General features: G+C 69.0%; 18 protein-coding genes and 1 other RNA gene. 13 read left to right on the forward strand and 6 right to left on the reverse strand.

The window, feature by feature from the left end:
• Positions 1 to 10: 10 nt before the first annotated feature.
• Both FE263_RS06145 and panE read left to right on the forward strand, forming a co-directional pair.
• Complete coding sequence (locus tag FE263_RS06145) at positions 11 to 2215, forward strand: malate synthase G (protein WP_240759088.1); 2205 nt, start codon at positions 11 to 13, stop codon at positions 2213 to 2215.
• 21 nt (positions 2216 to 2236) lie between these two features.
• Complete coding sequence (panE, locus tag FE263_RS06150; protein WP_138325096.1) at positions 2237 to 3148, forward strand: 2-dehydropantoate 2-reductase; 912 nt, start codon at positions 2237 to 2239, stop codon at positions 3146 to 3148.
• Positions 3149 to 3164: 16 nt separating this feature from the next.
• Here panE and FE263_RS06155 read toward each other — a convergent pair whose 3' ends face one another.
• Both FE263_RS06155 and nudC read right to left on the reverse strand, forming a co-directional pair.
• Positions 3165 to 5609 (reverse strand): glycoside hydrolase family 31 protein, encoded by a 2445-nt coding sequence (locus tag FE263_RS06155; protein WP_138325097.1) that lies wholly within the window; start codon positions 5607 to 5609, stop codon positions 3165 to 3167.
• A 22-nt stretch (positions 5610 to 5631) separates the two neighbouring features.
• Positions 5632 to 6552: an NAD(+) diphosphatase gene (gene nudC, locus FE263_RS06160; protein ID WP_138325098.1), complete on the reverse strand. Its 921-nt coding sequence runs from the start codon at positions 6550 to 6552 to the stop codon at positions 5632 to 5634.
• A gap of 81 nt (positions 6553 to 6633) precedes the next feature.
• Between nudC and ffs the strand changes: the two genes are divergently transcribed.
• The 9 genes from ffs to FE263_RS06205 all read left to right on the forward strand — a co-directional run bounded on the left by ffs (position 6634) and on the right by FE263_RS06205 (position 14989).
• Positions 6634 to 6732, forward strand: an RNA gene (gene ffs, locus FE263_RS06165) — signal recognition particle sRNA small type.
• Positions 6733 to 6806: 74 nt separating this feature from the next.
• Entirely contained in the window at positions 6807 to 8771 is a 1965-nt protein-coding gene (locus FE263_RS06170) for a DNA polymerase III subunit gamma/tau (RefSeq protein WP_240759095.1), read from the forward strand.
• Positions 8771 to 9094, forward strand: coding sequence for a YbaB/EbfC family nucleoid-associated protein (locus FE263_RS06175; RefSeq protein ID WP_138325100.1), 324 nt, complete (start codon positions 8771 to 8773; stop codon positions 9092 to 9094). Before FE263_RS06170 ends, FE263_RS06175 begins: the two co-directional genes overlap by 1 nt.
• Positions 9095 to 9126: 32 nt before the next feature.
• Positions 9127 to 9720 carry a recombination mediator RecR gene (gene recR, locus FE263_RS06180; RefSeq protein WP_138325101.1) on the forward strand — a complete coding sequence of 198 codons (594 nt, stop codon included), beginning with the start codon at positions 9127 to 9129 and terminating at the stop codon, positions 9718 to 9720.
• Positions 9717 to 10502 carry an SDR family oxidoreductase gene (locus FE263_RS06185; RefSeq protein WP_138325102.1) on the forward strand — a complete coding sequence of 262 codons (786 nt, stop codon included), beginning with the start codon at positions 9717 to 9719 and terminating at the stop codon, positions 10500 to 10502. Before recR ends, FE263_RS06185 begins: the two co-directional genes overlap by 4 nt.
• 4 nt (positions 10503 to 10506) lie before the next feature.
• Complete coding sequence (locus tag FE263_RS06190; RefSeq protein ID WP_138325103.1) at positions 10507 to 10899, forward strand: dihydroneopterin aldolase; 393 nt, start codon at positions 10507 to 10509, stop codon at positions 10897 to 10899.
• Positions 10900 to 11018: 119 nt separating this feature from the next.
• Positions 11019 to 11966 (forward strand): DMT family transporter, encoded by a 948-nt coding sequence (locus tag FE263_RS06195; protein WP_138325104.1) that lies wholly within the window; start codon positions 11019 to 11021, stop codon positions 11964 to 11966.
• A 9-nt stretch (positions 11967 to 11975) separates the two neighbouring features.
• A complete protein-coding gene (locus FE263_RS06200; protein WP_240759103.1) occupies positions 11976 to 12995 on the forward strand; it encodes a cation diffusion facilitator family transporter in 1020 nt (339 codons plus the stop codon).
• Positions 12996 to 13162: 167 nt separating this feature from the next.
• Positions 13163 to 14989 carry an N-acyl-D-amino-acid deacylase family protein gene (locus FE263_RS06205; protein WP_138325105.1) on the forward strand — a complete coding sequence of 609 codons (1827 nt, stop codon included), beginning with the start codon at positions 13163 to 13165 and terminating at the stop codon, positions 14987 to 14989.
• 174 nt (positions 14990 to 15163) lie between these two features.
• Here FE263_RS06205 and cysN read toward each other — a convergent pair whose 3' ends face one another.
• The 4 genes from cysN to FE263_RS06225 form a co-directional block, all read right to left on the reverse strand.
• The gene (gene cysN, locus FE263_RS06210) at positions 15164 to 17038 is read right to left on the reverse strand and encodes a sulfate adenylyltransferase subunit CysN (protein WP_240759105.1); all 1875 of its coding nucleotides are present in this window, start codon (positions 17036 to 17038) and stop codon (positions 15164 to 15166) included.
• 26 nt (positions 17039 to 17064) lie between these two features.
• Positions 17065 to 18036, reverse strand: a complete 972-nt coding sequence (gene cysD / locus FE263_RS06215) for a sulfate adenylyltransferase subunit CysD (RefSeq protein ID WP_171033978.1) — start codon at positions 18034 to 18036, stop codon at positions 17065 to 17067.
• A gap of 58 nt (positions 18037 to 18094) precedes the next feature.
• Positions 18095 to 19870, reverse strand: a complete 1776-nt coding sequence (locus FE263_RS06220) for a hypothetical protein (RefSeq protein WP_138325107.1) — start codon at positions 19868 to 19870, stop codon at positions 18095 to 18097.
• Positions 19871 to 19990: 120 nt separating this feature from the next.
• Entirely contained in the window at positions 19991 to 21673 is a 1683-nt protein-coding gene (locus tag FE263_RS06225) for an ArnT family glycosyltransferase (protein WP_138325108.1), read from the reverse strand.
• A gap of 349 nt (positions 21674 to 22022) precedes the next feature.
• On the opposite strand from FE263_RS06225, the gene FE263_RS06230 reads away from it, so the two are divergent.
• Entirely contained in the window at positions 22023 to 22970 is a 948-nt protein-coding gene (locus FE263_RS06230) for a glycosyltransferase family 2 protein (protein WP_138325109.1), read from the forward strand.
• A gap of 189 nt (positions 22971 to 23159) precedes the next feature.
• Complete coding sequence (locus tag FE263_RS06235; protein ID WP_138325110.1) at positions 23160 to 26522, forward strand: S41 family peptidase; 3363 nt, start codon at positions 23160 to 23162, stop codon at positions 26520 to 26522.

Consider the following 26522-nt stretch of genomic DNA (forward strand, 5'->3'; position numbering starts at 1 on the left):
GGAGAAGCTGATGACCGAACCGACGATGCCGACCAGTCAGGATGGGCGCACCCGGCAGGCTGGCCTGTCGATCGCGTCCGGGCTCGCCGCCTTCGTGGCCGACGAGGCGCTGGCCGGCACCGGGATCGCTCCGGACGCCTTCTGGAGCGGCTATGCCGGCCTGCTCGCCGAGCTGTCGCCGCGCCTGCACGAACTGCTGGCGAGGCGCGATGCGCTGCAGGCGGAACTCGACCGTTATCATGCGGCACGGGCCGGCGAGGCACCCGATCCGGAGGGTGAGATTGCCCTGCTGCGCCGCATCGGCTACCTGGTCGAAGAGCCTTCGCCGTTCAGCGTCGAGACCGCCAACGTGGACGACGAGATCGCGCTGCTGGCCGGGCCGCAGCTGGTGGTTCCGGTCACCAACGCACGCTACGCGCTGAACGCCGCGAACGCGCGCTGGGGCAGCCTGTACGATGCGCTGTACGGCACCGACGCAGTCGCCGAGGACGGTCCGTGGGCGCGTGGGCGTGGCTTCAACAAGGAGCGCGCCGCCGAGGTGGTGCGTCGCGCCGGGCTGCTGCTGGACCAGATCGCGCCGCTGGCCAACGGCACCTACGGCGATGTCGCGCGCTACGCCGTGGAGGGTGGGAAACTCTCCGTGCAACTGGCCGACGGCACCGGCACCGAGCTGGCCGACCCGGCGCAGTTCGCCGGATATGACGGTTCCGCCGGCGAGCCGCGCGCGGTGCTGCTGCGTCATCACGGGCTGCATGTCGAGCTGCTGCTCGACCGCGCGCATCCGATCGGCCGCAACAGTCCGTCCGGTCTGGCGGATGTCGTTCTCGAGGCGGCGATCAGCACCATCATCGATTGCGAGGACAGCGTCGCCGCGGTCGATGCCGAGGACAAGGTGCTGGTCTATCGCAACTGGCTCGGCCTGATGCAGGGCACGCTGTCGGCGTCGTTCGAGAAGGCCGGCGAGACGCTGCAGCGCCGGCTCGCCGAGGACCGACGCTACGCCACGCCCGATGGCGGCAGCCTCACGCTGCCCGGCCGCAGCCTGATGCTGATACGCAACGTCGGCCACCACATGTTCACCGATGCGGTGCTCGGACCGGACGGCCAGCCGACGCCGGAAGGCTTTCTCGATGCCGCGGTGACCAGCCTGTGCGCGCTGCACGACCTCAGGGCCGAGGGTCGCACGCGCAACAGCCGCAAGGGCTCGGTCTATATCGTGAAGCCGAAGATGCACGGTCCCGACGAGGTGGCGCTCACCGATGCGTTGTTCGCCGGCGTCGAGCGGCTGCTGGGTCTGGCGCCGGACACGATCAAGATGGGCATCATGGACGAGGAGCGCCGCACCAGCGCCAACCTCGCCGCCTGCATCGCGCGCGCGCGCAACCGGGTGGTGTTCATCAATACCGGCTTCCTCGATCGTACCGGCGACGAGATCCATACCGCCATGCAGGCCGGTCCGGTGGTGCGCAAGGCCGCCATCAAGAGCACGCCGTGGATCGGTGCCTACGAGCAGCGCAATGTCGCCATCGGGCTGGCCTGCGGGCTGCGCGGCAAGGCTCAGATCGGCAAGGGCATGTGGGCGGCGCCGGATCGCATGGCCGAGATGCTGGCCACCAAGTCGGGACATCCGAAGGCCGGCGCCAGCACCGCCTGGGTGCCGTCGCCGACGGCGGCCACCCTGCATGCGCTGCACTATCACGAGGTCGAGGTGGCGGCGCGGCAGGATGCGCTGGCGCACGATGCGCCGGCCCCGCTGGCGACGCTGCTGACCGAGCCGCTGCTAGGCAACGACCGGCCCGATGCGGCGGCGATCGCCCAGGAGCTCGACAACAACGTGCAGTCGATCCTGGGCTACGTGGTGCGCTGGGTCGATCAGGGCGTCGGCTGCTCGAAGGTGCCGGACATGGACGATGTCGGGCTGATGGAGGACCGCGCCACCCTGCGCATCTCCAGCCAGCACATCGCCAACTGGCTGACGCACGGGCTGGTCGATGCCGGGCAGGTGCAGGCGTCGCTGCGCCGGATGGCGGGGGTGGTCGACCGCCAGAACGAGGGCGATGCGCTCTATCGACCGATGGCGCCGGCCTTCGACGGTCCGGCCTTCAAGGCGGCTTCCGACCTGGTGTTCAAGGGCGCCACGCAGGCGAACGGCTACACCGAGGAGACGCTGCACCACTGGCGCCGGGAGGCGAAGCGGCTGCAGACTGCCGCCTGACACCGCTTCAGGGAGCAGTCCATGCGGGTTCTGGTCGTCGGCGCTGGTTCCACCGGCGGATATTTCGGCGGCCGGCTCGCGCATTCGGGGCGGGACGTCACCTTCCTGGTGCGTCCCGTGCGCGCGGCGCAGCTGCAGGCTGGCGGATTGCGGATCGTCAGTCCGCATGGCGACGTGACGCTGCAGCCGAAGCTGGTGCTCGCCTCCGATCTGGACGCACCGTTCGATGTCGTGCTGCTGGCGGTGAAGAGCTTCGGCTTCGACGCGGCGGTCGCGGATCTGGCGCCGGCGGTCGGCCCGCACACCATGATCGTGCCGCTGCTGAACGGGATGCGCCATGTCGACGCCCTGGTGGCGCGGTTCGGCGAACAGCCGGTGCTTGGCGGCCTGTGCAAGATCGCCGGCGATCTCGATGGCGAAGGGCGCATCGTGCAGATGACGCCGACGCACGAGGTGGCCTATGGCGAGCGCGACGGCACCCGGTCGGACCGTATCGAGCGGCTGGATGCAACGATGCGGGGCGCCGGGTTCGATGCCCGGCTGTCGCCTGCGATCGAGCAGGAGATGTGGGACAAGTGGCTGGTGCTGGCCACGCTGGGGGGCATCTGCTGCCTGATGCGCGGCTCGGTCGGCGAGATCCTGCAGGCCGGCGGCCGCGAGGTGATCGACCGGTTCCTGGACGAGGTCGCCGCGATCGTGACCGCGCTAGGCCACGCTCCGAAGCCGGCGCTGCTGCAGGGCGCGCGCGGCATGCTCACCCGGCAAGGCGAGATCCAGACCTCGTCGATGTACCGCGATCTGCAGAAGGGCGCCGCCGTGGAGGCCGACCAGATCCTGGGTGACCTGCTGGAGCGTGGGCAGAAAGTGGGCGTGCAGGCGCCGCTGCTGCACGCCGCCGTCACGCAGCTCGCGATCTACTCGAAGGCGGCCTGAAGCGGCGCCGGCCGGCTCAGCCGGCTTGGCGGACCGCGTGTGGCGGCAGCACCAGCGATCCGCCGGCCGGACGGTCGGCGATCCCGATGCGCAGGACGCGTGTCACGGCATCGTAACGAACGTCCGGCACATCGGCGCCGTCGAGCGTGACGGGACTCTTTGGCGCATCGGCGTCGTGGATCGCCAGTTCGAGATGCGACCACCAGGGCCGGAACGAGCCTTCGTGCCGACCGAGCCGCACCGTGAAGCTGCCATCGACGGCGTGGGAGCAGCGATGCCCGGCCCGGAAATATTCGCCGTGCCGATATCCGAAGCTCACCCCGTCATCGAGATATACCGAGCCGTGGCAGTCGGGCCCTGGATAGATCGCGAGTTCCAGGGGTCCCTGCGGCGTCTCGCTCGTGCTCTGCACCAGGGGCTGGCGCGCGATGATGCTGCCCGCGCGTACGAAGACCGGCAGCAGGTCGAGCCGCGGGGTGCGGTCGATGCCGTGCGGCATCAGTTCGGGATCGTCGCCGGCCTGCGCCGTCGTGCCGCTGCCACCGGTCAGCGTCGCCGGTTCCGGATTTACGATGCGTGCGCCGGTCCAGTAGTCGTACCAGTCTCCCAGCGGCAGGATCACCTGGTAGCGGTCGACCTCCTCCGGGTAGGGCGCCGGCGCCACCAGCAGGGCGCTGCCCCACATGAACTGGTTGCCGCCTTCGAGGTCGAGCGCGTAGCCGCCGGCCGCATCCGGAAATTCCATGAACAGCGGACGCATCATCGGCAGGCCGCTGCGCGAGGCCTCCTCCGCCAGCGTGTAGATGTACGGCAGCAGCCGGTAGCGCTCGTCGATGGCGGCGCGACGGATCGTGCCATGCGGCTCGCCATCGAAATAGGGCTCGCGATGCCGGCTGCCCTTGTCGGCATGGCCGCGCGCGATCGGGTTGAACATGCCGAGCTGCAGCCAGCGCGTCAGCAGGTCGGGCGGCGACGAGCCTGCGAAACCGCCGAGATCGCAGCCCGCGAAGGCGAAGCCGCCGAGCCCGAGGCCGAGCAGCATCGGCGTGCTCATGCGCAGATGGTTCCAGGTGCCGGAATTATCCCCGGTCCACACCACGCTGGTGCGCTGCCCGCCGGCATAGGTGGCGCGCGACATCACGTAGGGGCGCCGGTCCGGGCGCAGGGCGAGCATGCCGTCATGGGTCGCGCGTGCGTTCTGCATGCCGAACACGTTGTGGATCTCGCGATGGCTGGCGTTGCGTGTCGCAAAGCCCGGCTCCTCGATGCGGTGGACGTTGTCGAGCGGCATGGTGCGCGTCGGCGTGCCGAACACCGACGGCTCGTTCATGTCGTTCCAGATGCCGGCGACATGATCCACCAGCACCTCGTGGCGCAGCAGCGTGCCCCACCAGTCGCGGGTGGCCTTGCGGGTGAAGTCCGGAAAGGCGCAGTCGCCGGGCCAGACCTTGCCGATGTAGATGCCGCCGTTCGCGTCGTGCACGAAATGATTGCCGGCGACACCGGTCTCCCACGGCGCGTAGCCTGCCAGCCGCTCGACATGCAGGTCGGTGATGACGATGGCGCGGAACCCGAGGCGGCCGAGTTCCTCGACCAGGCCGGGGAAGTCCGGATACGCCGTCTCGTTCACCACGAAGGCGCGGTGGTTCTGCAGCACGTCGATATCGAACCAGATCACGTCGCACGGCATGCGCTCGGCGCGCATGCGATGCGCCACCGCAAGCGCTTCCGCCTGCGACATGTAGCTGAACCGGCTCTGCTGGTAGCCGAACGACCACAGCGGCGGCAGCGGCGGCGGTCCGGTCAGCCAGGCATAGGCGCGCTGCACGTCCTTGGGCGTCGGGCCGGCCATGATGTAGTAGTCGATCGCACCGCCATCCGCGCCGAACGATAGCTGCTCGGGGTGGCGGACGCCGAACTCGAAGCGGGTACGGAAGGTGTTGTCCAGGAACAGGCCATATGCATGGCCCCGTTCGAACCCGATGAAGAACGGGATGTCCTTGTAGAGGGGCTCGGTGCTCTCCTGGTAGCGGTAGGCGTCGGTGTTCCACATGACGAAGCTGCGGCCGCGCCGGTCGAGCGCGCCGGCCTTCTCGCCGAGCCCGAAGATGTGCATCCCCTCCGGCAGCGCCTTGGTCAGGGTGAAGGCGCCATCGTTCTCCGAGAACGGCGCGTCGGCAGCGTCCTCGACGATGGGCCGTCCCTGCAGGTCGGTGACCCTGAGCGTGCCGGTGAAGGCATCGATCCGCACCCGCACGGCTTTCGTGGAGAAGCCGCCCGGCTCCGGCGTGACGGGCACGGAGTGCAGGCGCGCCTCCGGCAGCACCGCCCAGGACGCGTCCTCCGGCAATGCCCGGCTGCGTCCGATCCGCACCCGCAGCACATCGTCGCGGAGCGCCACGACACGCATGACGAACCGCCCGCGCCGCCATTCGGCCCCTCCGGGGACGGGGGCTACCACCGGCCCCGGATCCCGGGACGCGTCACTCACCGCGAGACACCCGGTCCAGCCACGCGGCGACCAGGCTATGCGCGATCGCGGTGGCGCCGGGCAGTTCGATATCCAGCCGCTCGGGGTGCCTGACCTCGTCCGGGGTGAGCCAATGCGCCTCGACGATCTCGTTCTCGTCCAGGGCAAGCTCGGTCCCCTCGGCCTCTGCCAGGAAGCCCAGCATCAGCGAGTTCGGGTACGGCCAGGGCTGGCTCGAATGATACTCGATGCCGCGCAGGCGAACGCCGGTCTCCTCGAACACCTCGCGCGCCACCGCCTCCTCGGCGCTCTCGCCGGGCTCGATGAAGCCGGCCAGCGCCGAGAACAGCCGCCGCCCGGGGAAACGAGCGCCGCGGGCGAGCAGGGCGCGGCCCTGGTGGTGCACCAGCATGATCACCACTGGATCGGTGCGCGGGAAATGCTGCAGGCTGCATTGCGGGCAGGCGAGGCGGTAGCCGCCCTGCTCGGGGACCGTCGCATGCCCGCAATGGCCGCAGAACAGGTGGTTGCGCCGCCAGTGCAGCAGGCCACGCGCCTGCGCCAGGATGGCCGCCTCCTCGGCGGGCAGCGACGGCGCCAGCGGTCGCAGCGGCTCGAACCGGCCCAGTTTCGCCGGCACCATGTCGCCCGGCTGCTCAAGGCCGCCGAAATCGACCGCGAATACCGCGCCGGCTTCCTGCAGGCCGAGCAGCACCCAGGGCAGCCGGTCCAGCGCCTCGATGCTCTGCCCGAGCGCCTCGCGCGTCGGCATGCCGACGCGCAGGACATCGTCCCCGCCGACCAGGTGCTGGTCACGCCAGACCGGCAGGAAGCGGCTGGCCGGATCGTGCAGCAGCGCGTTGATGTAGGGCTCGTCGTCGCGCCGCAGGGCGAGCCGGTCCAGCGGGTTGCCGGTGTAGAAGTTGGCGTGCATGCGGCCTCGCAATCTGGTCGGGATCAATTCCGGTCGGGAGCCACTTGTGACCGAACCCCCATCACATGTTAAGATGCACCCGGGAGGTCGGCGGCGGACGAGCGCCTTGCCAACCCGGTCAGGTCCGGAAGGAAGCAGCCGCAGCGAGTTTCCGCACGGGTCGTTGTTCGGCCTCCCACCTTGCCCGGACCCGGCCTGAGAAGGATCCGGGACGCGGCAGTCCAACGCACAGGATCCGGATCAGGTCGCTCTTGGTGTCAGATCCCGACCTGCACAAATCCGATACCCTGCCCGATCCGGAGCCCGCCGGTGCTGGATTGTTCGGCGACCCCGAGCCCCCGGTCGCCGTCGCACCGGCTCCGTATCGCGTGCTGGCGCGTGCCTATCGCCCGGTCAAGTTCGATGAGCTGATCGGCCAGGACGCGATGGTGCGGATCCTGCGCCGCGCGTTCGAGCTCGGGCGGGTGGCACACGGCTTCATGCTCACCGGCGTGCGCGGCACCGGCAAGACCACCACCGCCCGCATCATCGCGCGCGCCCTGAACTGCATCGGACCGGACGGCAACGGCGGTCCGACCGCCGACCCGTGCGGGGTGTGCGCCAACTGCGTCGCCATCCTCGCCGACCGGCACCCCGACGTGCTGGAGATGGATGCCGCCTCCCATACCGGCGTCGACGACATACGCGAGATCATCGAGGTGACCCGTTACCGGCCGATCCAGGCGCGGATGAAGGTGTTCATCATCGACGAGGTCCACATGCTCTCGCGCAACGCGTTCAACGCGCTGCTCAAGACGCTGGAGGAACCGCCGGCGCAGGTGACATTCATCTTCGCCACCACCGAGCTGCGCCGGGTGCCGGTGACGGTGCTGTCGCGCTGCCAGCGCTACGACCTGCGCCGGGTGTCGCAGAGCGAACTGGCGACCCACTTCGGCCGCATCGCCGGGCGCGAGGGTGCGAGCATCGACACCGACGCGCTGGCGATCATCGCACGCGCCGCCGATGGTTCGGTGCGCGACGGGCTGTCCCTGCTCGACCAGGCGATCTCGCTCGGGGAAGGCGGCGGGGGTGCCGGGGCAGGCGGGGACGGCCCGTCCATGATCGACGGCGCGATGGTCGCCGACATGCTCGGCCAGGCCGATCGCGGGCTGGTTTTCGACCTGCTCGAGGCGGTGATGGCGGGCCACACCGCAACGGCGCTGAGCCTTAGCGAGACCGCCTACCAGCGTGGCGCCGATCCGGGCCTGGTGCTGTCCGACCTGCTGGAGCTGCTGCACACGCTGTCCCGCCTGAAGGCGCTGCCGGCGCTGCGCGAGAGCCGCGAGCTGCCTGAGGTGGAGCGGGTGCGCGGCGTGGCGCTGGCCGACCGGCTCGGCATGGCGGTGCTCGGGCGCGCCTGGCAGATGCTGCTCAAAGGCGTGGCCGAGATCGAGCAGGCGCCCAATCGCCAGGACGCGGCGGACATGGTGCTGATCCGGCTGTGCCACGTGCACGACATGCCGACCCCTGGCGAACTGGTGCGTCGGCTGAACGAGGCAGGTCCAGCAGCTTCGCCCGTCGTGCCCGATCCCGTGCGTCCGCCACCGGCCGCCGAGCCGGGCGGTGGCGTGCTCAGGTTGCCGGGTGGTCCCTCGGCCGGCGCGATGTCGGCGCACGCGTTGAGCCAGCCTGTCCCCGCGCCGGCCGCGGACCTTCCACCCACCCCGGACCCGGACCCCGCACCGTCGCTCAGGAGCTGGCGCGAGGTGGTGGCCTACGTCGCCACCCGGCGCGAGCCGAGCCTGCACGGCCATCTGCGGCATTGCGTGCATCTGGTGCGCTTTGCCGCCCCGGTGATCGAGATCCGCTGCGAGCCTGAAGCGCCGCGCGACCTCACCCAGCGGCTTGGCGCTATCCTGCTGCAGGGCACCGGAACACGCTGGACCATCGCGATCTCTCGCGAGCGTGGCGAGCCGACCCTGGCGGAGCAGTCTGGCGAGGTCGAGGCGAAGGGCCGCACCGCCGCCGAGTCGCATCCGCTGGTGCAGGCGATCCTCGATGCCTTCCCGGGCGCACGCATCGGGGCGTTGCGCGACACCAGGCTGGACGAGTACGGCCTGCTGCCCGAGACGCCCGCCCTGCTGGATGATGCGCAGGCCGATTTCACCCCGCTCGGCGCGGAACCTCCCGGACCGGGCGAGTTCACCTTCGAGCCAGACGACATACCGGAGAACGACTGATGAAGAACCTTGCCGGGCTGATGAAGCAGGCCTCGCAGATGCAGGCCAAGATGGAGGAGATGCAGGGCAAGCTCGAGACCCTGGAGGTCCAGGGCAGCGCCGGCGCCGGGCTGGTGACCATCACGCTCTCCGGCAAGGGCGACCTGCGTCGCATCAGCCTCGACCCCAAGCTCGCCGATCCCGCCGAGATGGAGATGCTGCAGGACCTGATCGTCGCGGCGCATGCCGAGGCGAAGCGTCATCTCGAGGAGCGCACCGCCGACGAGATGCAGAAGGTCACCGGCGGGCTGAACCTGCCGCCCGGCATGAAGCTGCCGTTCTGAGGCGGACCGGTTCCGGCTGACGCAGGCGCCACATGGGCGGTCCGGAGATCGAGCGCCTGATCGAGCTGCTCGGCAAGCTGCCGGGGCTGGGTCCGCGTTCGGCGCGTCGCGCGGCGCTGGGGTTGCTGCGCCAGCCGCAGGCGCGCCTGCTGCCACTGGCCAATGCGATGGAGCAGGCGGCCCGCACGGTGCGCACCTGCGCCCGTTGCGGCAACCTGGACAGCCGCGATCCGTGCACGGTCTGCAGCGATCCGAACCGCGACCAGGGGCTGATCTGCGTGGTCGAGGGCGTCGGCGACCTCTGGGCGCTGGAGCGCGCCGGCGTGCATCGCGGCCTGTATCACGTGCTCGGCGGCACGCTGTCGCCGCTGGGCGGCATCGGGCCGGAGGACCTCAACCTGTCGCCGCTGCTGGCGCGGCTGGAAGCGGGTGGCGTGCGCGAGGTGATCCTCGCGCTCGGCGCCACCGTCGAGGGGGCGACCACCCAGCACTGGCTCAGCGAGCGGCTGGCGCCATCGGGCGCCACCATCAGCCGGGTCGGGCAGGGGGTGCCGATGGGCGGCGCGCTCGACGTGCTCGATGATGGCACCCTGGCGGCGGCCCTGATGGCGCGCCGCGCGTCATGATCCTGCGGATCCCGACCTCGATCCCGCGCGCCGCCCTGGTCACCGGCGGCGGCGCCCGGCTCGGGCGGGCGATCGCGCTGGCCCTGGCGGAGGCAGGCGTCGCGGTGGCGCTGCACTGCCGTTCGCACCGCGACGATGCCGAGCGCACTGCCGGCGAGATCCGCGCCCACGGGGTCGAGGCCTGCGTGCTGGCCGCCGATCTCGCGGATGAGGACGCGGTGGCGGCGTTGTGCCCGGCCGCCGCCGCCGCCCTCGGACCGCTCGGCATCCTGGTCAACAATGCCAGTACGTTCGAGCGCGACGAATGGCACGACGCCACACTTCAGAGCTGGGACGCACATCTCGGCCCCAACCTGCGCGCGCCGTTCCGGCTGATGCAGGATTTCGCCCGCGCCTTGCCGGAGGGGTGCCACGGCGTGGTGCTCAACATGCTGGACGAGCGGGTCTGGTCGCTCACCCCGCACTTCGTCTCCTATACCGCCTCCAAGGCGGCGCTGTGGGCACTGACGCAATCCATGGCCCTGGCGCTGGCGCCGCGCATCCGTGTCAACGGCATCGGCCCGGGTCCCGCCCTGCCGAGCCCGCGCCAGAGCGAGGCGCAGTTCCGGGCGCAGTGCGAGAGCGTGCCGCTCGGCCGCGGCACCGATCCGGACGAGGTTGCGCGTGCCGCCATCGCCCTGCTGTGCCTGCCGTCGGTGACCGGCCAGATGCTGGCCCTCGATGGCGGCCAGCATCTGCAATGGCACCCGGCGCCCGCCGGCCGCGCCGCGCCGGAGGAATAGGACGGTGTCGCTGCTGCCGCCCTGGCCCGACCTGCCGCCGCTGCGGCGCGTGTTCCTGCGCGACATGCTGGTCGAGGCGACGATCGGCGTGCATCCGCACGAGCATGGCGTGACCCAGCGGGTGCGCCTCAACATCGATTTCGGCATCGACGACCAGCCCGGCCTCGTTGTCGGCCGCGATGACTTGTCGCGCACGGTCTCCTACGAGCGGGTGGTGACGCTGGTGCGCCGGATCCTCGCCGAGGGGCACGTGCGGCTGGTGGAGACGTTGGCGGAACGCATCGCCGCCGGCGTGCTGGCCGACAGCCGCATCCGGGTGGTGCGGGTGCGGGTGGAGAAGCTCGACGTGTTCGACGAGATCGCCGCCGTCGGGGTGGAGATCGAGCGCCGACCCTGAAACCGCGCGAGCCGCGATCGGGGCCGAGAGCCGCGACAGGGGCAGGGCTGGGTTGAAGATACCGCTTCGGATGCAGCTTTGTGTTGCAAAGCAGCATTTGCGAGGGCACCTGCCAGTAGATGGACCCGGCAATCGAATTCGGCCTGCTCACGGCCCTGCTCTATGGCGTCAGCGACTTCGTGGCGAAGTTCTCCAGCCGCGAGGTGGGAGTCTGGCGTACGCTGTTCTGGGGTGAGCTATGCTCGGCGTCGCTTCTGACCTTGTGGATCGCTCTCGATGCGTCCGGCAACGGCGCCGCCCGCGCCGCCTTCGCGCAACCCTGGTCGGCCTGGGCGTTCGCGGTAGGCTCCAACCTGACGATCCTCGCCGCCACGGCGGTGTTCTATCGCGCCCTCACCATCGGCCGGTTCTCGGTGGTGATGCCGATCGTCGCCACCTACGGGGCGATCACCGCGCTGCTGTCGATGCTGCTCGGCGAGCCGCTCGGGCTGGTCGCCCTCGGCGGCATCGCGGTGGCAGTGCTGGGCGCCGCCCTGGCGTCGGTGCCGCCCGCTTCGGGTGCCGGCCAGGTGCAGGCGAGCCCTGCTGGGGTCCCGCGCGGGATCGGCCTGGCGAGCGTCGCCGCCGTGCTCTACGGCATCGGCTTCTGCGTGCAGGCGCACTACGCGGTGCCGCGGCTTGGCCACCTGGTCCCGGTCTGGCTCTACTACGTGCTCGGATGCGCGCTGCTCGGCAGCGTCGGCGGCCTGATGCGCCGCGACCTGTCGCCGCCGCGGCTTGGCCAGCTGCCGGTCGTGCTCGGCACCGGCCTCGCCGCCTCCGGCGCGTTCGTCGCCCTGACCCTCGCGGTGACCGGCGGCGATGTCGCGGTGCCTACCGTGCTCGCCTCGCTTGCCAGCGTGGTGACCGTGCTGCTGGCCCGGCTGCTCATCAAGGAGCAGGTCGCGCTGCACCAGTGGGCGGGGATCGCCGCAGTCCTGTTCGGGCTGCTGATGCTCCATGCCAGCTCTTCCCGTCACCTCCCGGCGACCGTCGCTGCCGCCTCGGCATCGCACGCCGCCGGATAGAAGCCGCGATTGACCGCATACGCCGGGCCGCACATCGTTGCGGCCGGCAGGCTGTACAAGCCGGGTGTGGTGCCGAAGTGGGGACGTAGAAGCGGGGCGATGTCGAAGCAGGATCATAGCGGCGCGTCGCTGAGGCGGTTCGCCAGCCAGGCCAGCCTGGCCGTGGCCATCGTGCTGGTGGCGATCAAGCTGCTGGCCTGGCTCGCCACCGGCTCGGTCGCCCTGCTCACGTCGGCGGTCGACGCTCTGGTGGACACCAGCGCCAGCCTGGTGACGTTCTTTGGTGTCCGCTACGCCGAGCGCCCGCCCGACCGCGACCACCGGTTCGGCCACGGCAAGGGCGAGGCTGTGGCAGGCTTCACCCAGGCGACCTTCCTGGCCGGAGCCGCGCTGGTGCTGGCGATCCAGTCGGTGCAGCGGCTGGTGTTCCCGGAGCGGCTGCACGATCTCGGCATCGGGCTGTGGGTGATCGCCTTCAGCTTGGCCGCCGCCACCGGCCTGGTGGCGATGCAGAGCTGGGTGATCCGGCGCACCGGCTCGACCGCGATCGCCGCCGACCGCGCGCACTACCTGACCGACGTCGCGGTGAATGCAGCGGTGCTGCTGGCGCTGGTGGTGACACGGCTGACCGGCTGGACCCGCGTCGACCCCGCCTTCGCCCTCGTCATCTCGGGCGGCATGCTGTGGAGCGCGCGCGGTATCGCCAACGAGGCGCTGCTGCAACTGCTCGATCGGGAGCTGCCGGGCGAGGAACGCCAGCGCATCCGCCAGGCGGTACTGGCCTGCAAGGGTGCCCGCAGCATTCACGACCTGCGTACCCGGTTCGCCGGCGACCGCACCTTCGTCGAATATCATCTCGAGGTGGATGGCGATCTCAGCGTCGAGCGCGGCCACGAGATCGGCGATATCACCGAGGCCGCGGTGGTGGCGATCCTGGCCGGCACCGTCGAGGTGACCGCGCACCTGGAACCGCTCGGCATCGATGACGAGCGGCTGGATACGCGCGTGGGGCGCCCGGCCTCGCCATAGCTGCGCGTGGCGCCGGGAAACTCCAGCGGCCGAACCGCGATAGCTTCCAGCGCCTGGACCGGCTACAAGACGGTTACGATACCAGATCGTTTTGTGGCCGCCCGATGTCGAGCGGCGTGACCACGCCTGGCGGGGCGGACGGTCACGAGTTGCGTCGGAAGAAGCCCATGCTGCAGCAGACACCTTTCGACACCGTTATTCACGACGGTCTCGTCTTCGACGGTACGGGCGCCCCGGGCAGATATGTCGATGTCGGCCTGCGCGACGGACGGGTGGCGCAGGTCGCCGACAACCTTCCCCGCATCGGCGCACGACTGATCGACGCCGCCGGCTGCTGGGTGACGCCCGGCTTCCTCGACATCCACACCCATTACGATGCCGAGATCATGGCGGAGCCGTCGCTCGGCGAGAGCATCCGGCACGGCGTGACGACCGTGTGTCTCGGTTCCTGCTCGATCTCCATGGTCAATGCCGACCCGGAGGATTGTGCGGACCTGTTCACCCGGGTCGAGGCATTGCCGCGCGACAGCGTGCTGCAGCTGCTGCGACGGAAAAAGACCTGGAGCGATGCCGCCGGCTATCGCGCCTGGATCGATGCGCAGCCGCTCGGCCCGAATGTCTGCGCCTTCGTAGGGCACTCGGACCTGCGCGCCGCGGTGATGGGGCTGGAGCGCGCCGCCGACCGTGCGGCACCTTCGCGGGTCGATCTCGAAGCCATGCAGCGTCTGCTCGGCGAAGCGCTCGATGCCGGGTTCCTCGGCCTGTCGGTGATGACGACCCGGCTCGAGAAGATGGACGGCGACCGGGTGTGGTCGCGCCCGCTGCCGTCCAGCCATGCCGGGTGGAGCGAATTCGCTCGGCTGTTCGGCGTGCTTCGCGAGCGGGACGCCATCATGCAGGGCGCGCCGAACGCGGTGACCAAGATCAACCTGTTCGCGTTCCTGTGGCAGGCGGCCGGGCTGGGCCGCTCGCGGCCGTTGCGCACGACGATGATCACAGCGATCGATCTCAAGGCGCATCCCACCATGCATCTCGGCACCCGGCTGGTGGGCTTCGTGGCCAACCGGCTGCTGCGTGGCGACTTCCGCTGGCAGATGCTCTCCGTCCCGTTCATGGTGTATTGCGACGGCCTGGAAATGGGCGTGTTCGAGGAGTTTTCCGCCGGCGAAACCCTGCGCGACATCCGCGACGCCGATGCGCGCTACGCCCATCCCGCCTGCCCGGAGTTCCGCCGCCGCTTCAAGCGCGAGATGCGCGGCGTACTCAGCCGTGGCTTGTGGCATCGCGATCTTTCGGATGCATTCGTGGTGTCCTGTCCCGATCCCGGCATGGTCGGCTTGAGTTTCGCCGCCATCGGCCGTGCACGCGGGCAGGACGCGGTCGATGCGTTCTTCGACCTGGTGGGCGAGCATCGGGAGGCGCTGCGCTGGCGCACCTGCCTCGGCAACCACCGGACGTGGGTCATGCACAGGCTGCTCCGCTCCCCTCAGGTGCAGATCGGCTTCACCGATTCCGGCGCACACGTGCGATCGCTCGCGGCCTATAATTTCGGACTGCGGATGTTGCGCTACGTGCGCGATGCGGCGCTCGCGGGCCGGCCGTTCATGTCGGTGGAGCAGGCGGTATGGCGCCTGACCGGTGAGCTTGCGGATTGGTACAGGCTCGATGCCGGCACCCTGCGCGAAGGCGATCGCGCCGACATCGCGGTGGTCGACCCGACCGGTCTCGATGAACAGCTCGACGCCGTGTCCGAGGCCCCGATGCAGGGGTTCGGGATAAATCGCCTGGTGAACCGCAACGACGCCGCCATGCGGGCCACGATCATCAACGGCCGGCTGGCCTGGAGCCGGACGGAGGGGTTCGCGCCCGATCTCGGGCGGGTGCAGGGGTACGGCCGTTTCCTGTCACCAGGGACGGCCGATACCCTCGGGAAAACCCTGGCTGTCGGCTGTTCTACTGTCGTCGGTCTGGAGGATGCGAACTCAATCCGATAACGCGACGGCCTTCAGGCAGAAGGCTGAAGGCAAGCATTGATCACGCACTTCCAGGGAACCGCTACCCCAGGGAGTTGCGTCGCACCTCGGCCGGCGGACCAGCAGAACGATCCTGCAGGCGTCCACGCTTGCTGCAGCGGGCTACGGGAGCGGCCGGCTTTCCAGCGCATCCGCCTACTCGCTGCCGATGACCCCGCGCACGCGCAGCAGGTCGAGCACCCGCTCGGCCAGCGAAGCCGGCTCGAACGCACCACCCTCGAGCAGCAGCTCCGGCTGTTCCGGCGCCTCGTAGGGGCTGTCGACGCCGGTGAAGTTGGTGATCTCGCCGGCCAGCGCCTTGCGATAAAGCCCCTTCGGATCGCGCGCCTTGCAGATCTCCAGCGGCGTATCGACGAACACCTCGATGAACTCGCCGGGCTCCAGCATGTCGCGCACCATGCGGCGCTCCGCCCGGAACGGCGAGATGAACGATGCCAGCACGATCAGCCCGGCATCGACGAACAGCTTGGTCACCTCGCCGACGCGGCGGATGTTCTCCACCCGGCTCGGTTGGCTGAAGCCGAGATCACGGCTCAGGCCATGCCGGATGTTGTCGCCGTCGAGCAGGTACGTGCGATGACCCTGCGCATGCAGCGCACGCTCGACCAGGTCGGAGATGCTCGACTTGCCCGAGCCCGACAGGCCGGTGAACCACAGCACGCACGGCTTCTGGCGGTTCTGCGCCGCGCGCGCCTGCTTGCTGACCGAGGTCGCCTGGCGATGGATGTTGGTGGCGCGGCGCAGCCCGAACTTGATCATGCCGGCGCCGGCGGTGCGGTTGGTCAGCCGGTCGATCAGGATGAACGCACCCATCGTGCGGCTCTGCTCGTATGGGTCGAAGGCGATCGGAGACGCGAGCGACAGGTTGCAGGTGCCGATCTCGTTGAGACGCAGTTCCTTGGCCGCAAGCCGGTCGTAGGTGTTGATGTCGACCTTGTGCTTGAGCGTGCTGACCGAGGCGGTGACGGTGCGGGTGCCAAGCTTCAGCAGATACGACCGACCCGGCAGCAGCGGCGCATCGTCCATCCACACGATGCGGGCGGCGAACTGGTCCGACACCTCCGGACGCGCATCCGGTTGCGCGAACACGTCGCCGCGCGAGATGTCGAGCTCGTCCGCCAGCGTCAGCGTCACCGCGTCGCCGGCTCCGGCCCGTGCCAGATCGCCATCCATGGTGACGATGCGCGCGACCCGGCTTTCGCGCCCGGAGCCTGCCACGACGATCGGGTCGCCGGGACGGATACAGCCGCTCGCAACCGTACCGGAATAGCCGCGGAAATCCAGATCGGGCCGGTTCACCCACTGCACCGGCATGCGGAACGGCTGCCCGCTCGCGGCACTCGCATCGACCAGGTCGACTTGCTCCAGATGCGCGAGCAGGGTCGGGCCACCGTACCAGGCAAGCTGTTCGCTGGCTTCGGTGACGTTGTCGCCGTAGCGCGCCGAGATCGGGATCGCCCGCACGCTGGCGAAACCGAATCCACTCGCCATCTCCTCGAACGAGGCGGCGACCTGGTCGAACCGCGCCTGGTCGTAGCCGACGAGGTCGATCTTGTTGACCGCCAGCACCAGGTGCCGCACGCCGAGCAGGTTGGCGATGAAGGCGTGCCGGCGGGTCTGCGTCATGATGCCGTGCCGCGCATCGACCAGCAGGATGGCGAGATCGGCGGTCGACGCCCCGGTCGCCATGTTGCGGGTATACTGCTCGTGGCCCGGCGTATCGGCGACGATGAAGGAGCGGCGGTCGGTGGCGAAATAGCGATAGGCGACATCGATGGTGATGCCCTGTTCGCGCTCCGCCTCCAGACCGTCCACCAGCAGGGCGAGATCGAGGTCGGGACCGGTGGTGCCGAAGCGCCGGCTGTCTTTTTCCAGCGCCACCATCTGGTCGGCCAGGATGCGCTTGGTGTCGTACAGCAGCCGGCCGATCAGGGTGGACTTTCCGTCATCGACGCTGCCGCAGGTCAGGAAGCGCAACAGCGCGCTGTTGCCTGGGAGTGGCTTCGGCATAGGGCCGGCCTGCGACGAGCCATCCATCAGAAGTAACCCTCGCGCTTCTTCTTCTCCATCGAGCCGGCCTCGTCATGGTCGATGGCGCGGCCCTCGCGCTCGGAGGTGCGCGACACCGTCATCTCCTCGACGATCTGCTCGATCGTGGTGGCGTTGCTGTCCACCGCACCGGTCAGCGGATAGCAGCCCAGCGTCCGGAACCGGATCATGCGCGTCTCCGGGATCTCGCCCGGGCGCAGCCGCATGCGCTCGTCATCGACCATGATCAGCATGTTGTCGCGATGCACCACCGGGCGCGGCGCCGCGAGATAGAGCGGCACGATCGGGATGTTCTCGGCCTGGATGTACTGCCAGACATCGAGCTCGGTCCAGTTGGACAGCGGAAAGGCGCGGATCGACTCTCCCGCCGCGATGCGGGTGTTGTACAGGTTCCACAACTCCGGCCGCTGGTCCTTCGGATCCCAGCCATGGGCGGCAGTACGGAAGCTCAGGATCCGTTCCTTGGCGCGGCTCTTCTCCTCGTCGCGCCGCGCACCTCCGAACGCCGCGTCGAAACCGTGCTGGCGCAGCGCCTGCTTCAGGGCCTCGGTCTTCATGATGTGGGTGTAGTACGAGGAGCCGTGGTCGAACGGGTTGATGCCCTGGGCGCGGCCATCCTCGTTTGTGTGGCTGATCAGCGTCAGGCCGAGCCTCGCCGCGGTCTGGTCGCGGAAGGCGATCATCTCCCGGAACTTCCAGGTGGTGTCGACATGCAGCAGCGGGAACGGCGGGCGGCCGGGATGGAACGCCTTCATCGCCAGGTGCAGCATCACCGCGCTGTCCTTGCCGATCGAATACAGCATCACCGGCGCGCGGAACTCGGCTGCCACCTCCCGCAGGATGAGGATGCTTTCGTTCTCCAGGCGCCTGAGATGCGAGGTCATGCGGACCAAGTGGCGCAGTGCGTCGCGTGACGCAAGCCAACGCCGGCCGGTCGCGGCGCGCGTCGGGATTGCCATGTCTGGCTTGCAACACTCGGGCGGACCGGGCGGTCCTGCCCCGTCCATGGTCCGGGGGTCAAACCACCCGTTGCGGACCAGCATCAGGCTGGCCGACCCGGCTACGCGGGTGCAGCGAGATGCCGGTCATGACGACACAGGCAACGATTGCAGCCAGGCTCATGGCGAAGCCGGCCAGTTCCTGCCACGTGTGCACCCGCACCACCGTGACGACCCCGTGCGCAACGTCCGGATCGATCAGGATCAGGCCGGTCGCGGGATCCGCATGCAGGCTTCCGCCGCTCGCCCGCCAGCCCGGAAACCAGAACTGTCGCGACAGCACCCGGCAGCGCGCCGGGCAGTCGACGTGCAGCGTGAAGCCGTTCGCCGTCCGCGTCTCGATGACGGATCCGGCGCCGTCGATGACCCTGGGGAGATCCTGCGGCCATCCGGAACGGTCTAGCATCGGAGTGCCGACCACGATGCGCGTCCGCCCCTCCCGGTCGGCTCCGGCGGGAAGATACTCCGGTGCATTCAGCAGTGGCTGCCGGAGCGCGTACTGTACGCGCTGGTCGCTCGGCAGCACGTGGAATTCGATGTCGCGGTGGGTCGTGAACGCCGCCAGGACGCCGCTGGTCAGTAATAATGTCATCGCCGCGGGCAGCAGGTTCACCACGATGCGCCGCCAGCCAGGTCCGATGCCGCCCTGCACGGCCAGCGCCGCGATCCAGAACAGCGGGATGACGGCGAACAGCCGTACTGGCAACTGCACCAGCGGGAGCAACGGCAGGTACTTCCAGGCGGGCCATGTCAGGATGGTGGTCCCGAGCAGGCAGAGCCCCAGCATGATCGCGGGCAGGGTGCGGCCAGATGCGCGCCACGGCTTCAGCATGACCAGCGTCAGCGAGAAGACGGCGAAGCAGGCGTATTTAAGGACCGTCATCGCGCGGCCGTAGTTGTGGCCACCGAACAGGAGCTCCGACGCCGCGCCGGCGCCGGCGAGCTTCCAGAACCGCGCGCTGATCTGGCCCTGCATCGTCATCGCCGGGATGAGGAGCGGAGCGGCCAGGGCACCGGCCAGCAGCATCCCGGCCAGGAAGCATCCGATCCGGGCGGGATCACGGGTCAGCAGCAGATACAGCAGCCCGACGGCCGCCGCGAGCACGGCCACGGGAAGGTGGGTCAGGATCAGCAGCGCGTAGGCGACGCCGGTGGCTACGATCCGCATCGGTGTGCGAGCCGGCGGCACGAGCAGGACCATGCCGACCAGCGGCAGCACGGCGATGGTCGCATATTCGGCGAATGCCCCGCGCGCGATCTGGTCGACGAAGGCGGGCCATGGTGTCGCGACATACAGGCCCGCCAGCAGGGGAGCCTGGCGCCCACCGCCGAGCAGGTGGACCAGCCGCCAGGCCAGGCCAAAGCCGATTGCGGCGAACAGGGCCATCCCCAGCCGGATCGCCATGTCGGCGTTCATGCCCGGCAGGAATGACAGGATCGAGGCCACCAGATAGGCCAGCGGCGGGTAGAAGAAGAAGGCCGGGCTGCCGAAGCCGAACTGGTCGTCGATCAGCCAGCGCGGCCACAGCACGCCATCCGCCAGCGCGCGGCTGAAGCCGCTGAGCCAGCGCAGCGCCACGTCCTGGTCGCGGGCCCCGCTCTCGGCGAGCGGAAAGCCGATGAGCAGGCTGGGAAGCGCCCCGATCGCCAGCAGCAGCAGGCCGCCCAGGACATGAAGCCATCGCGACGTCGTGGATTTTCGGCCGTCCCGGTCCGGTGGCAGCCCAGAGCCCATGACGGCCGGACCATCGGCATCTGCCGGCGAGCCGGCACGACGAACGATCGGTGCCGTCATGGCGATGGCCTTCCTGCTGCGTCAACCATCAGGCGTAGAGCATCCTGGACCGGCCATGAAAGCGAGCAAGCGTGAGCGCCGTGGTCCACCGACCTGTCCGGCACGACCGGGCCTGCCAGCTCAACAAGCGCGCCGGACCAGCGTCAGTCGATCCTTTTCGCGCTCGAGCGGGCGTGCGACGGCACCTGGTACATGGCGTGCCAGCCCGGCTCCCTGCAGCACCCTCCAGTAGATGCTCGGCCGCGTGGCGGTATCGACCGTCTGCCACTTCGGTCCCTGCCCGGGGCATCTCTGCCGAAGATCCGTGCCCTCCCAGTCGAAGGCATCGACGACCGCGAGGGCGCCGACCGGGATCTGATCGGGGCTGGTGAAGCGCTCGGCGCGCCGGGCGAGGTCGGGCTGGTTGGCAAACAGGATGGTGGCCGCGTCCATCACGTAGGGGCTGACGTAGACCGCACCGTCATCTGGCGGCCGGCCCGGGGCCGTATCGTGAAACGAAAGGAAGCGCTGCAAGCCGGGCATCATGTGCGCGGGGAGTGGCTCCAGGGGCACCACGAGCAGGCAAGGCGCCACCAGTAGCAGGGCGGCCACGGCGACCGAACGGGCACGCGGCAGGGAGGCGAGCAGCAATCCTGCCAGTGGTATGGCCAGGGCAACACCGACGCTGAAGTAGCGGGTGTCCGGGGCGATCACGAGGACAAAGGTGTTGAGGACGTACTGCGCCATGAAGCCGACGGCGGCGAAGATCGCGTAGATCCGGGCGAAGCCGCCCATGCGGGCCGCCAGCACGCCACCGGCCACGCAGAACCACGGGGTCAGCAGCATGATTGGCGCCACGAACACCCGAAGCAGCGGATTGATGGTCCAGTGCACCCGGATCAGCGACGGCACGTCCCACCGTGCCGCCAGCTTCCAGTTGAACAGGGGCGAACCGCCGGTGAAGGTGTTGCCGCGCATGTGCGCGCTCCAGATCAGCACGTGGCGGCTGTCGATGGCGAACCGCTCCAGCGGATGCCCCGTCATCACCATGTAGAACAGGCATTCGAGCACCACCGGAACCGCGTAGCCGGTCGCCAGCAGCAGCACGCCCAGCCCCGACCGTCGCCAGTCGAGCCTGCCCGCAGCGGCACGATCCGTGAGCAGGATCAGGACGCTCAGGGCGACCGGCACGGACAGGGCGGTCTGCCGTACCAGGATGCCGACCCCGCCGCACAGTCCGGCCGCCAGCAACCAGATGGTACGACTGCTACCCGGCCGCCGTGCGGGGGCGCCGGCCATCGCCGGATCACGCCCCGGGTCCGGCGCGAGCGCCGACAGGGTCAGGACGGTGGCGCCGGCTGCGAGCACGACCTCCATGACCTCCGGGTAGTAGGTGGTAGGCATCCGGAAGAAGAGCGGCGTGGCGGCGGCGACCAGGCCGCTGCAGAAGGCGGTCCGTTTGCGCGGCAGCATCGCTGCGATGCGCCAGAGCAGCAGCAGCATGATGCCGAACAGGATCGTGTTGGGAACCGTCAGCGCGAAGTCGGACACCCCGAAGAGACGAAGGCTGGCGGCAAGGGTCAGGACGTAGGGCAGCCGGGTTGCCCAGTGGTTGGCGGGGACGTGGACGCCCTCGGTCAGCCAGCGCTGCGCCGCCTCGAGGTAGTGAAGGTCGTCCCAGCCGGCAAAGCCGGCTGGCAGCGCAAGGCTTGCCGCGACCGCCGCGATGCACAGCAGGATGGCGGCGGCGGAAAATGTACCCCGGCTTCCGCCTCGCACGTAGACCTGTTTGTCGATGGAACGCAGCGGTGCAGAGGAACGCATGTCTTCATCCGGAGGCTAGAAAGCTTGTCAGCGGGATAACAACGTTCCGGGCGCAGGGCCCGTACCTGTGCGGCGGGCGATCGTAATACACGACGCCAGCACCCGACCAAGCGGATTTCGCCGGCCACGGGCGATGGGCACGGGAGTAGGGCTGTCGCCACGCGCCATCAGGCAACTGGAAAGACACGCCCGAAAGATAACGTGGCGCTGGCGCGACAGCCCAAATCGAGAACCGACCCGTCCTGTATAGATGCGCTACAAAGATTGTGTTATACCCTATAATGATGCTAGTGACAGTCAATTCGATGGGCACCGACTGCGGTAGGATCACTTCCATGAACGGATTGGCATGATGCGGGTCGCGGTCTTGATCCCGTGCTACAACGAGGAAGTAACGATCTCGAAGGTGGTCAGGGATTTCCGGGCCAGTCTGCCCGAGGCGACGATCTACGTGTACGACAACAACTCGCGCGACGGCACCGTTGCTGCGGCCCGCGCCGCCGGTGCGGTGGTTCGCCTTGAGCGGATGCAGGGCAAGGGCAACGTCGTGCGACGGATGTTCGCCGACATCGAGGCGGATGCCTACGTACTCGTCGATGGCGACGACACCTACGAAGCCGCAGACGCCGCCCAGATGGTGCGCATGCTGGCCGACGACCAGCTCGACATGGTCACCGGCGCCCGCGTGACCGACATCAAGGCCGCCTACCGGCCGGGTCACCGGCTCGGCAACGTCGTCCTTACCGGGATGGTGCGGCAGATCTTCGGCAACCGGGTCAGCGACATGCTGTCGGGCTATCGCGTGTTCTCGCGACGGTTCGTCAAGACATTCCCCGCACTCGCCTCGGGCTTCGAGACCGAGACCGAATTCACGGTCCATGCGCTCGAACTGGGCATGCCGGTGGACGAACTGAATACCGCCTACCGCGATCGCCCGGCCGGATCCGCCTCCAAGCTGCGCACCTACAGCGACGGCATACGCATCCTTCGCACGATCGTGACGCTGGTGAAGGAGGAGCGGCCGCTGCAGTTCTTCTCGATCATCGGTGCCGTCATGCTGGCACTGGGCCTGCTGCTCGGCACGTCGGTCATCCTCCAGTTCCTGCACACCGGGCTGGTCCCGCGGCTGCCGACCGCGGTGCTGGCGAGCGCGCTGGTGCTGCTGTCCTTCCTCAGCATGGTGTGCGGGTTGATCCTGGATTCCACCTCGCGCGGTCGCAAGGAATTCAAGCGCCTGACCTATCTCGCGGTGCCGGCGATAAGCTCCGGGGTCGCGCAGATGCGCAGGGTCAGCTAGCAGGCCGCAATCGAGCGACCGCGTCGCGCTCGCCGATCCGCCGCCGGCCCAGGAGGCCTGGACCCACCGCTCCGCAGGCACACCGCAATCACCACGCCGGGATATTGCCGCGCTGGGCGTCCGGTTCCGGCGATGCTATGGCGTCGACGCGCTGCCGGGCCTTAGGCGGCCCGCGCGAGGAGTGACTGCATGCGACGATCGACCGGCTTTGCCCTGACCCTGGCTGCCCTGCTGGCGCCGGCGGTCGCAACGAATGCCCAGGCTCCGGCTCCTGACCAGGCTCCGGCGCCAACGCTGATGCGGTTCTCCAACCTGCACGGCAGTTCCGTGGTGTTCGTCGCGTACGGCAATCTCTGGGTGGTGGACCGCAGCGGCGGCGTCGCCCGTCGGCTGACCGCCGATCCCGGTCAGGACCTGTCGCCGCGCTACTCGCCGGACGGGCAGTGGATCGCCTTCACCGCAAGCTATCAGGGCAACCAGGATGTCTATGTCATCCCGGCCGGAGGCGGCGCCGCACGCCGCCTGACGTATCACTCCGACATCGTAGCGCACGCCCCGACACGCTGGGGACCCGACAACCTGGTCATCGGCTGGACGCCGGATTCGAAGAGCATCGTGTTCCTGTCGCGCCGGATGGCCTGGCACGACTGGTTCCCGCGCGCATTCACCGTTCCGGTAAGCGGCGGCCTCGCCACCCCGATGCCGCTCGACCGCTCCGGCTACATGAGCTTCGGCCCGGACGGCCACAGCATCGCCTACACCCGCATCTTCCGCGATTTCCGCACCTGGAAGCGCTACGACGGCGGTCTTGCGCAGCAAGTCTACACCTACGACTTCGACAGCCGGGTGCTGCACCAGATCACCGACTGGCACGGCACCAATACCTCGCCGATGTGGTTCGGCCGCCGGATCTATTTCCTGTCCGACCGCGACGAGCATCGCCGCGCCAACATCTGGCGCTATGACCTGGACAGTCACGAGACCACCCAGGTCACCCACTTCACCGACTACGACATCGACAGCCCGACGATCGGCGATGCCAATGCGCCGCAGGGGAGCGCCACCCCCGGCATCAGCTTCCAGCAGGGCGGCAACCTGTATGTCATCGACCTGCCGTCCGAGACGCTGCACAAGGTCGCGGTCAGCGTGCCGGACGACGGCACCCGCACCGGGACGCGGTGGGTGAAGGCGGCGGAGCAGATCCGCGACACCGACACCGCGCAGCAGATCGACTACGCGCTGTCGCCCAACGGCAAGCGCGCGCTGTTCTCCGCCCGCGGCGACCTGTTCAGCGTGCCTGCCGAGCATGGCGCGATCCGCAACCTGACCCACAGCAGCAACGCCGACGAGGACCATCCGGCCTGGTCGCCGGACGGCAGCCAAGTCGCCTACAGCACCGACGGCAGCGGCAACCAGCAGATCGCCGTGCGTCCGGCGGCGGGCGGGCCGGAGCGGCTGCTGACGCATTTCCCGGGCGGCTTCTTCTATACTCCGGTGTGGTCGCCGGACGGCAGGTCGCTGGCCTTCCCGGATGGCGAGCACCGGCTCTGGATCGTGGGCCTCGACGGCTCGGCGCCGCGCCAGGTTGCGTCCGATCCGGTCTCGGAAATCCACGACGCCGCCTGGTCGCCGGACGGCAAGTGGCTCGCCTACAGCATCGCCCGCAACCAGGTCGAGCGCGGCATCTACCTGTACGACGTCGCCGGCGGCCATGCGACCAAGGTCAGCAGCGACTTCGAGAATGATTCCGACCCGGTGTTCTCGCCGAACGGCAAGTACCTGTTCTTCGTCTCGGCACGGCACGAGAACCCGACCTTGTCGGAGACCGAGTTCAACATCGCCACCATCAAGCAGAGCGGCATCTACGCCGCGACGCTGGCCCGCGACACGGCGTCGCCGTTCGCGCCGCGTTCCGAGGAAGGCGCCTGGAAGCAGGACAAGAAAGCCGACGATGCCGGCTGGCATCCCGGCGCCAGCCCTCCGGTCCACATCGACCTGGACGGCTTGATGGCGCGCGCGGTGCCGCTGCCGGTGCCGGCGATGGATATCGCCGCACTCGATGCGCGTGGCGACCGGGTGTTCTACCAGAGCACGCCGCCGCAGATGATCGAGGGGCCGCTGCCCGGCGAGAAGCCGGCGCTGCACGCCTACGACATGGAGAAGCGGCACGACGAGACCATCGTCGAGGGTCTGGACGGCTACGCGCTCGCCGCCGACGGCGCGCACGTGCTGGTCAAGGAAGGTCCGGGCTACAGCATCGACGAAACCAAGCCCAATGGTGGCGACAAGAAGAAACTCGAGCTCGGCGGCATGCGCATGCAGGTCGAGCCGAAGCAGGAATGGGCCGAGATGTTCGGCAACGCATGGCGGCTGGAGCGCGACCTGTTCTTCAGCACCAAAACCAACGGCGTCGACTGGCAGGCGGTCCATGACAGCTACGCGAAGCTGCTGCCGCTTGTCGGCTCGCGCGAGGATCTCAACTACCTGATCGGCCAGGTGCAGGGCGAGCTCGGCAACTCGCACACCTATGTCGGCGGCGGCGACGACGGCAATCCGACCGACTGGGTGCCGACCATGCTGCTGGGGGTGGATTTCGCGCTCGACAGTGCATCCGGCCGCTATCGTTTCGGGCATGTCTATCCGGGCGACAACACGCGAACGGAATATCGCAGCCCGCTCACCGCACCCGGCGTCGGCGTCAAGGACGGTGACTACCTGCTGGCGGTGAATGGCCAGGAGCTGAAGGCGCCGACCGATCCGTACCGTCTTTTCGTGGGTGTCGAGGCCCCGGTGACGCTGACCGTCGCGGCAGGCGCCACCGGACCGAGGCGCGATGTCGCGGTCGATCCGGTGGCGGACGAACTGCCGCTGCGCGAGCAGTCCTGGATCGAGCATAACCGCGCCCTGGTGGACAAGCTGTCGGGCGGACGGGTGGCGTACATCTACCTGAGCGACATGGAAGCCAAGGGGATGGAGCAGTTCATCCGGCAATTCTACCCGCAGACCGACAAGCAGGCGCTGATCGTCGACGACCGCTACAACGGTGGCGGCAACATCGACCAGATGCTGCTGGAACGGTTGCGCCGGGTGCTGGTCGGCATGTCGACCAATCGCGAGCACGCTGCCATGACAATTCCGCAGCAGCTGATCGACGGGCCTAAGGTCACCCTGATCAACCAGTATTCGGCATCGGACGGCGACATTTTCCCGTTCTATTTCCGCAAGTACGGTCTCGGCCCGCTGGTCGGAATGCGTACGTGGGGCGGCGTGCGCGGCATACGCGGCCTGTGGAAGATGCTCGATGGCGGCTACATCACGGTGCCGGAGGATGCGCTGTACGGCCTGGACGGCCAGTGGGTGATCGAGAATCACGGCGTCGATCCGGACGTCGTGGTCGAGGACGAGCCGGGTGAGCTGATGGCCGACCATGATCGCCAGCTCGAGACCGCGGTGAAGATGCTGACCGACAAGCTGGACCGCACCCCGACGGTGAAGCCCGCCCCGCCGCCGCTGCTGCCGGCTTATCCGCCTGCGGGAGCGTCGCAGAAGTAG

Origin of the sequence: Lichenicoccus roseus (genome assembly GCF_005844085.1) — a bacterium.
Classification (GTDB): Bacteria; Pseudomonadota; Alphaproteobacteria; order Acetobacterales; family Acetobacteraceae; genus Lichenicoccus; species Lichenicoccus roseus.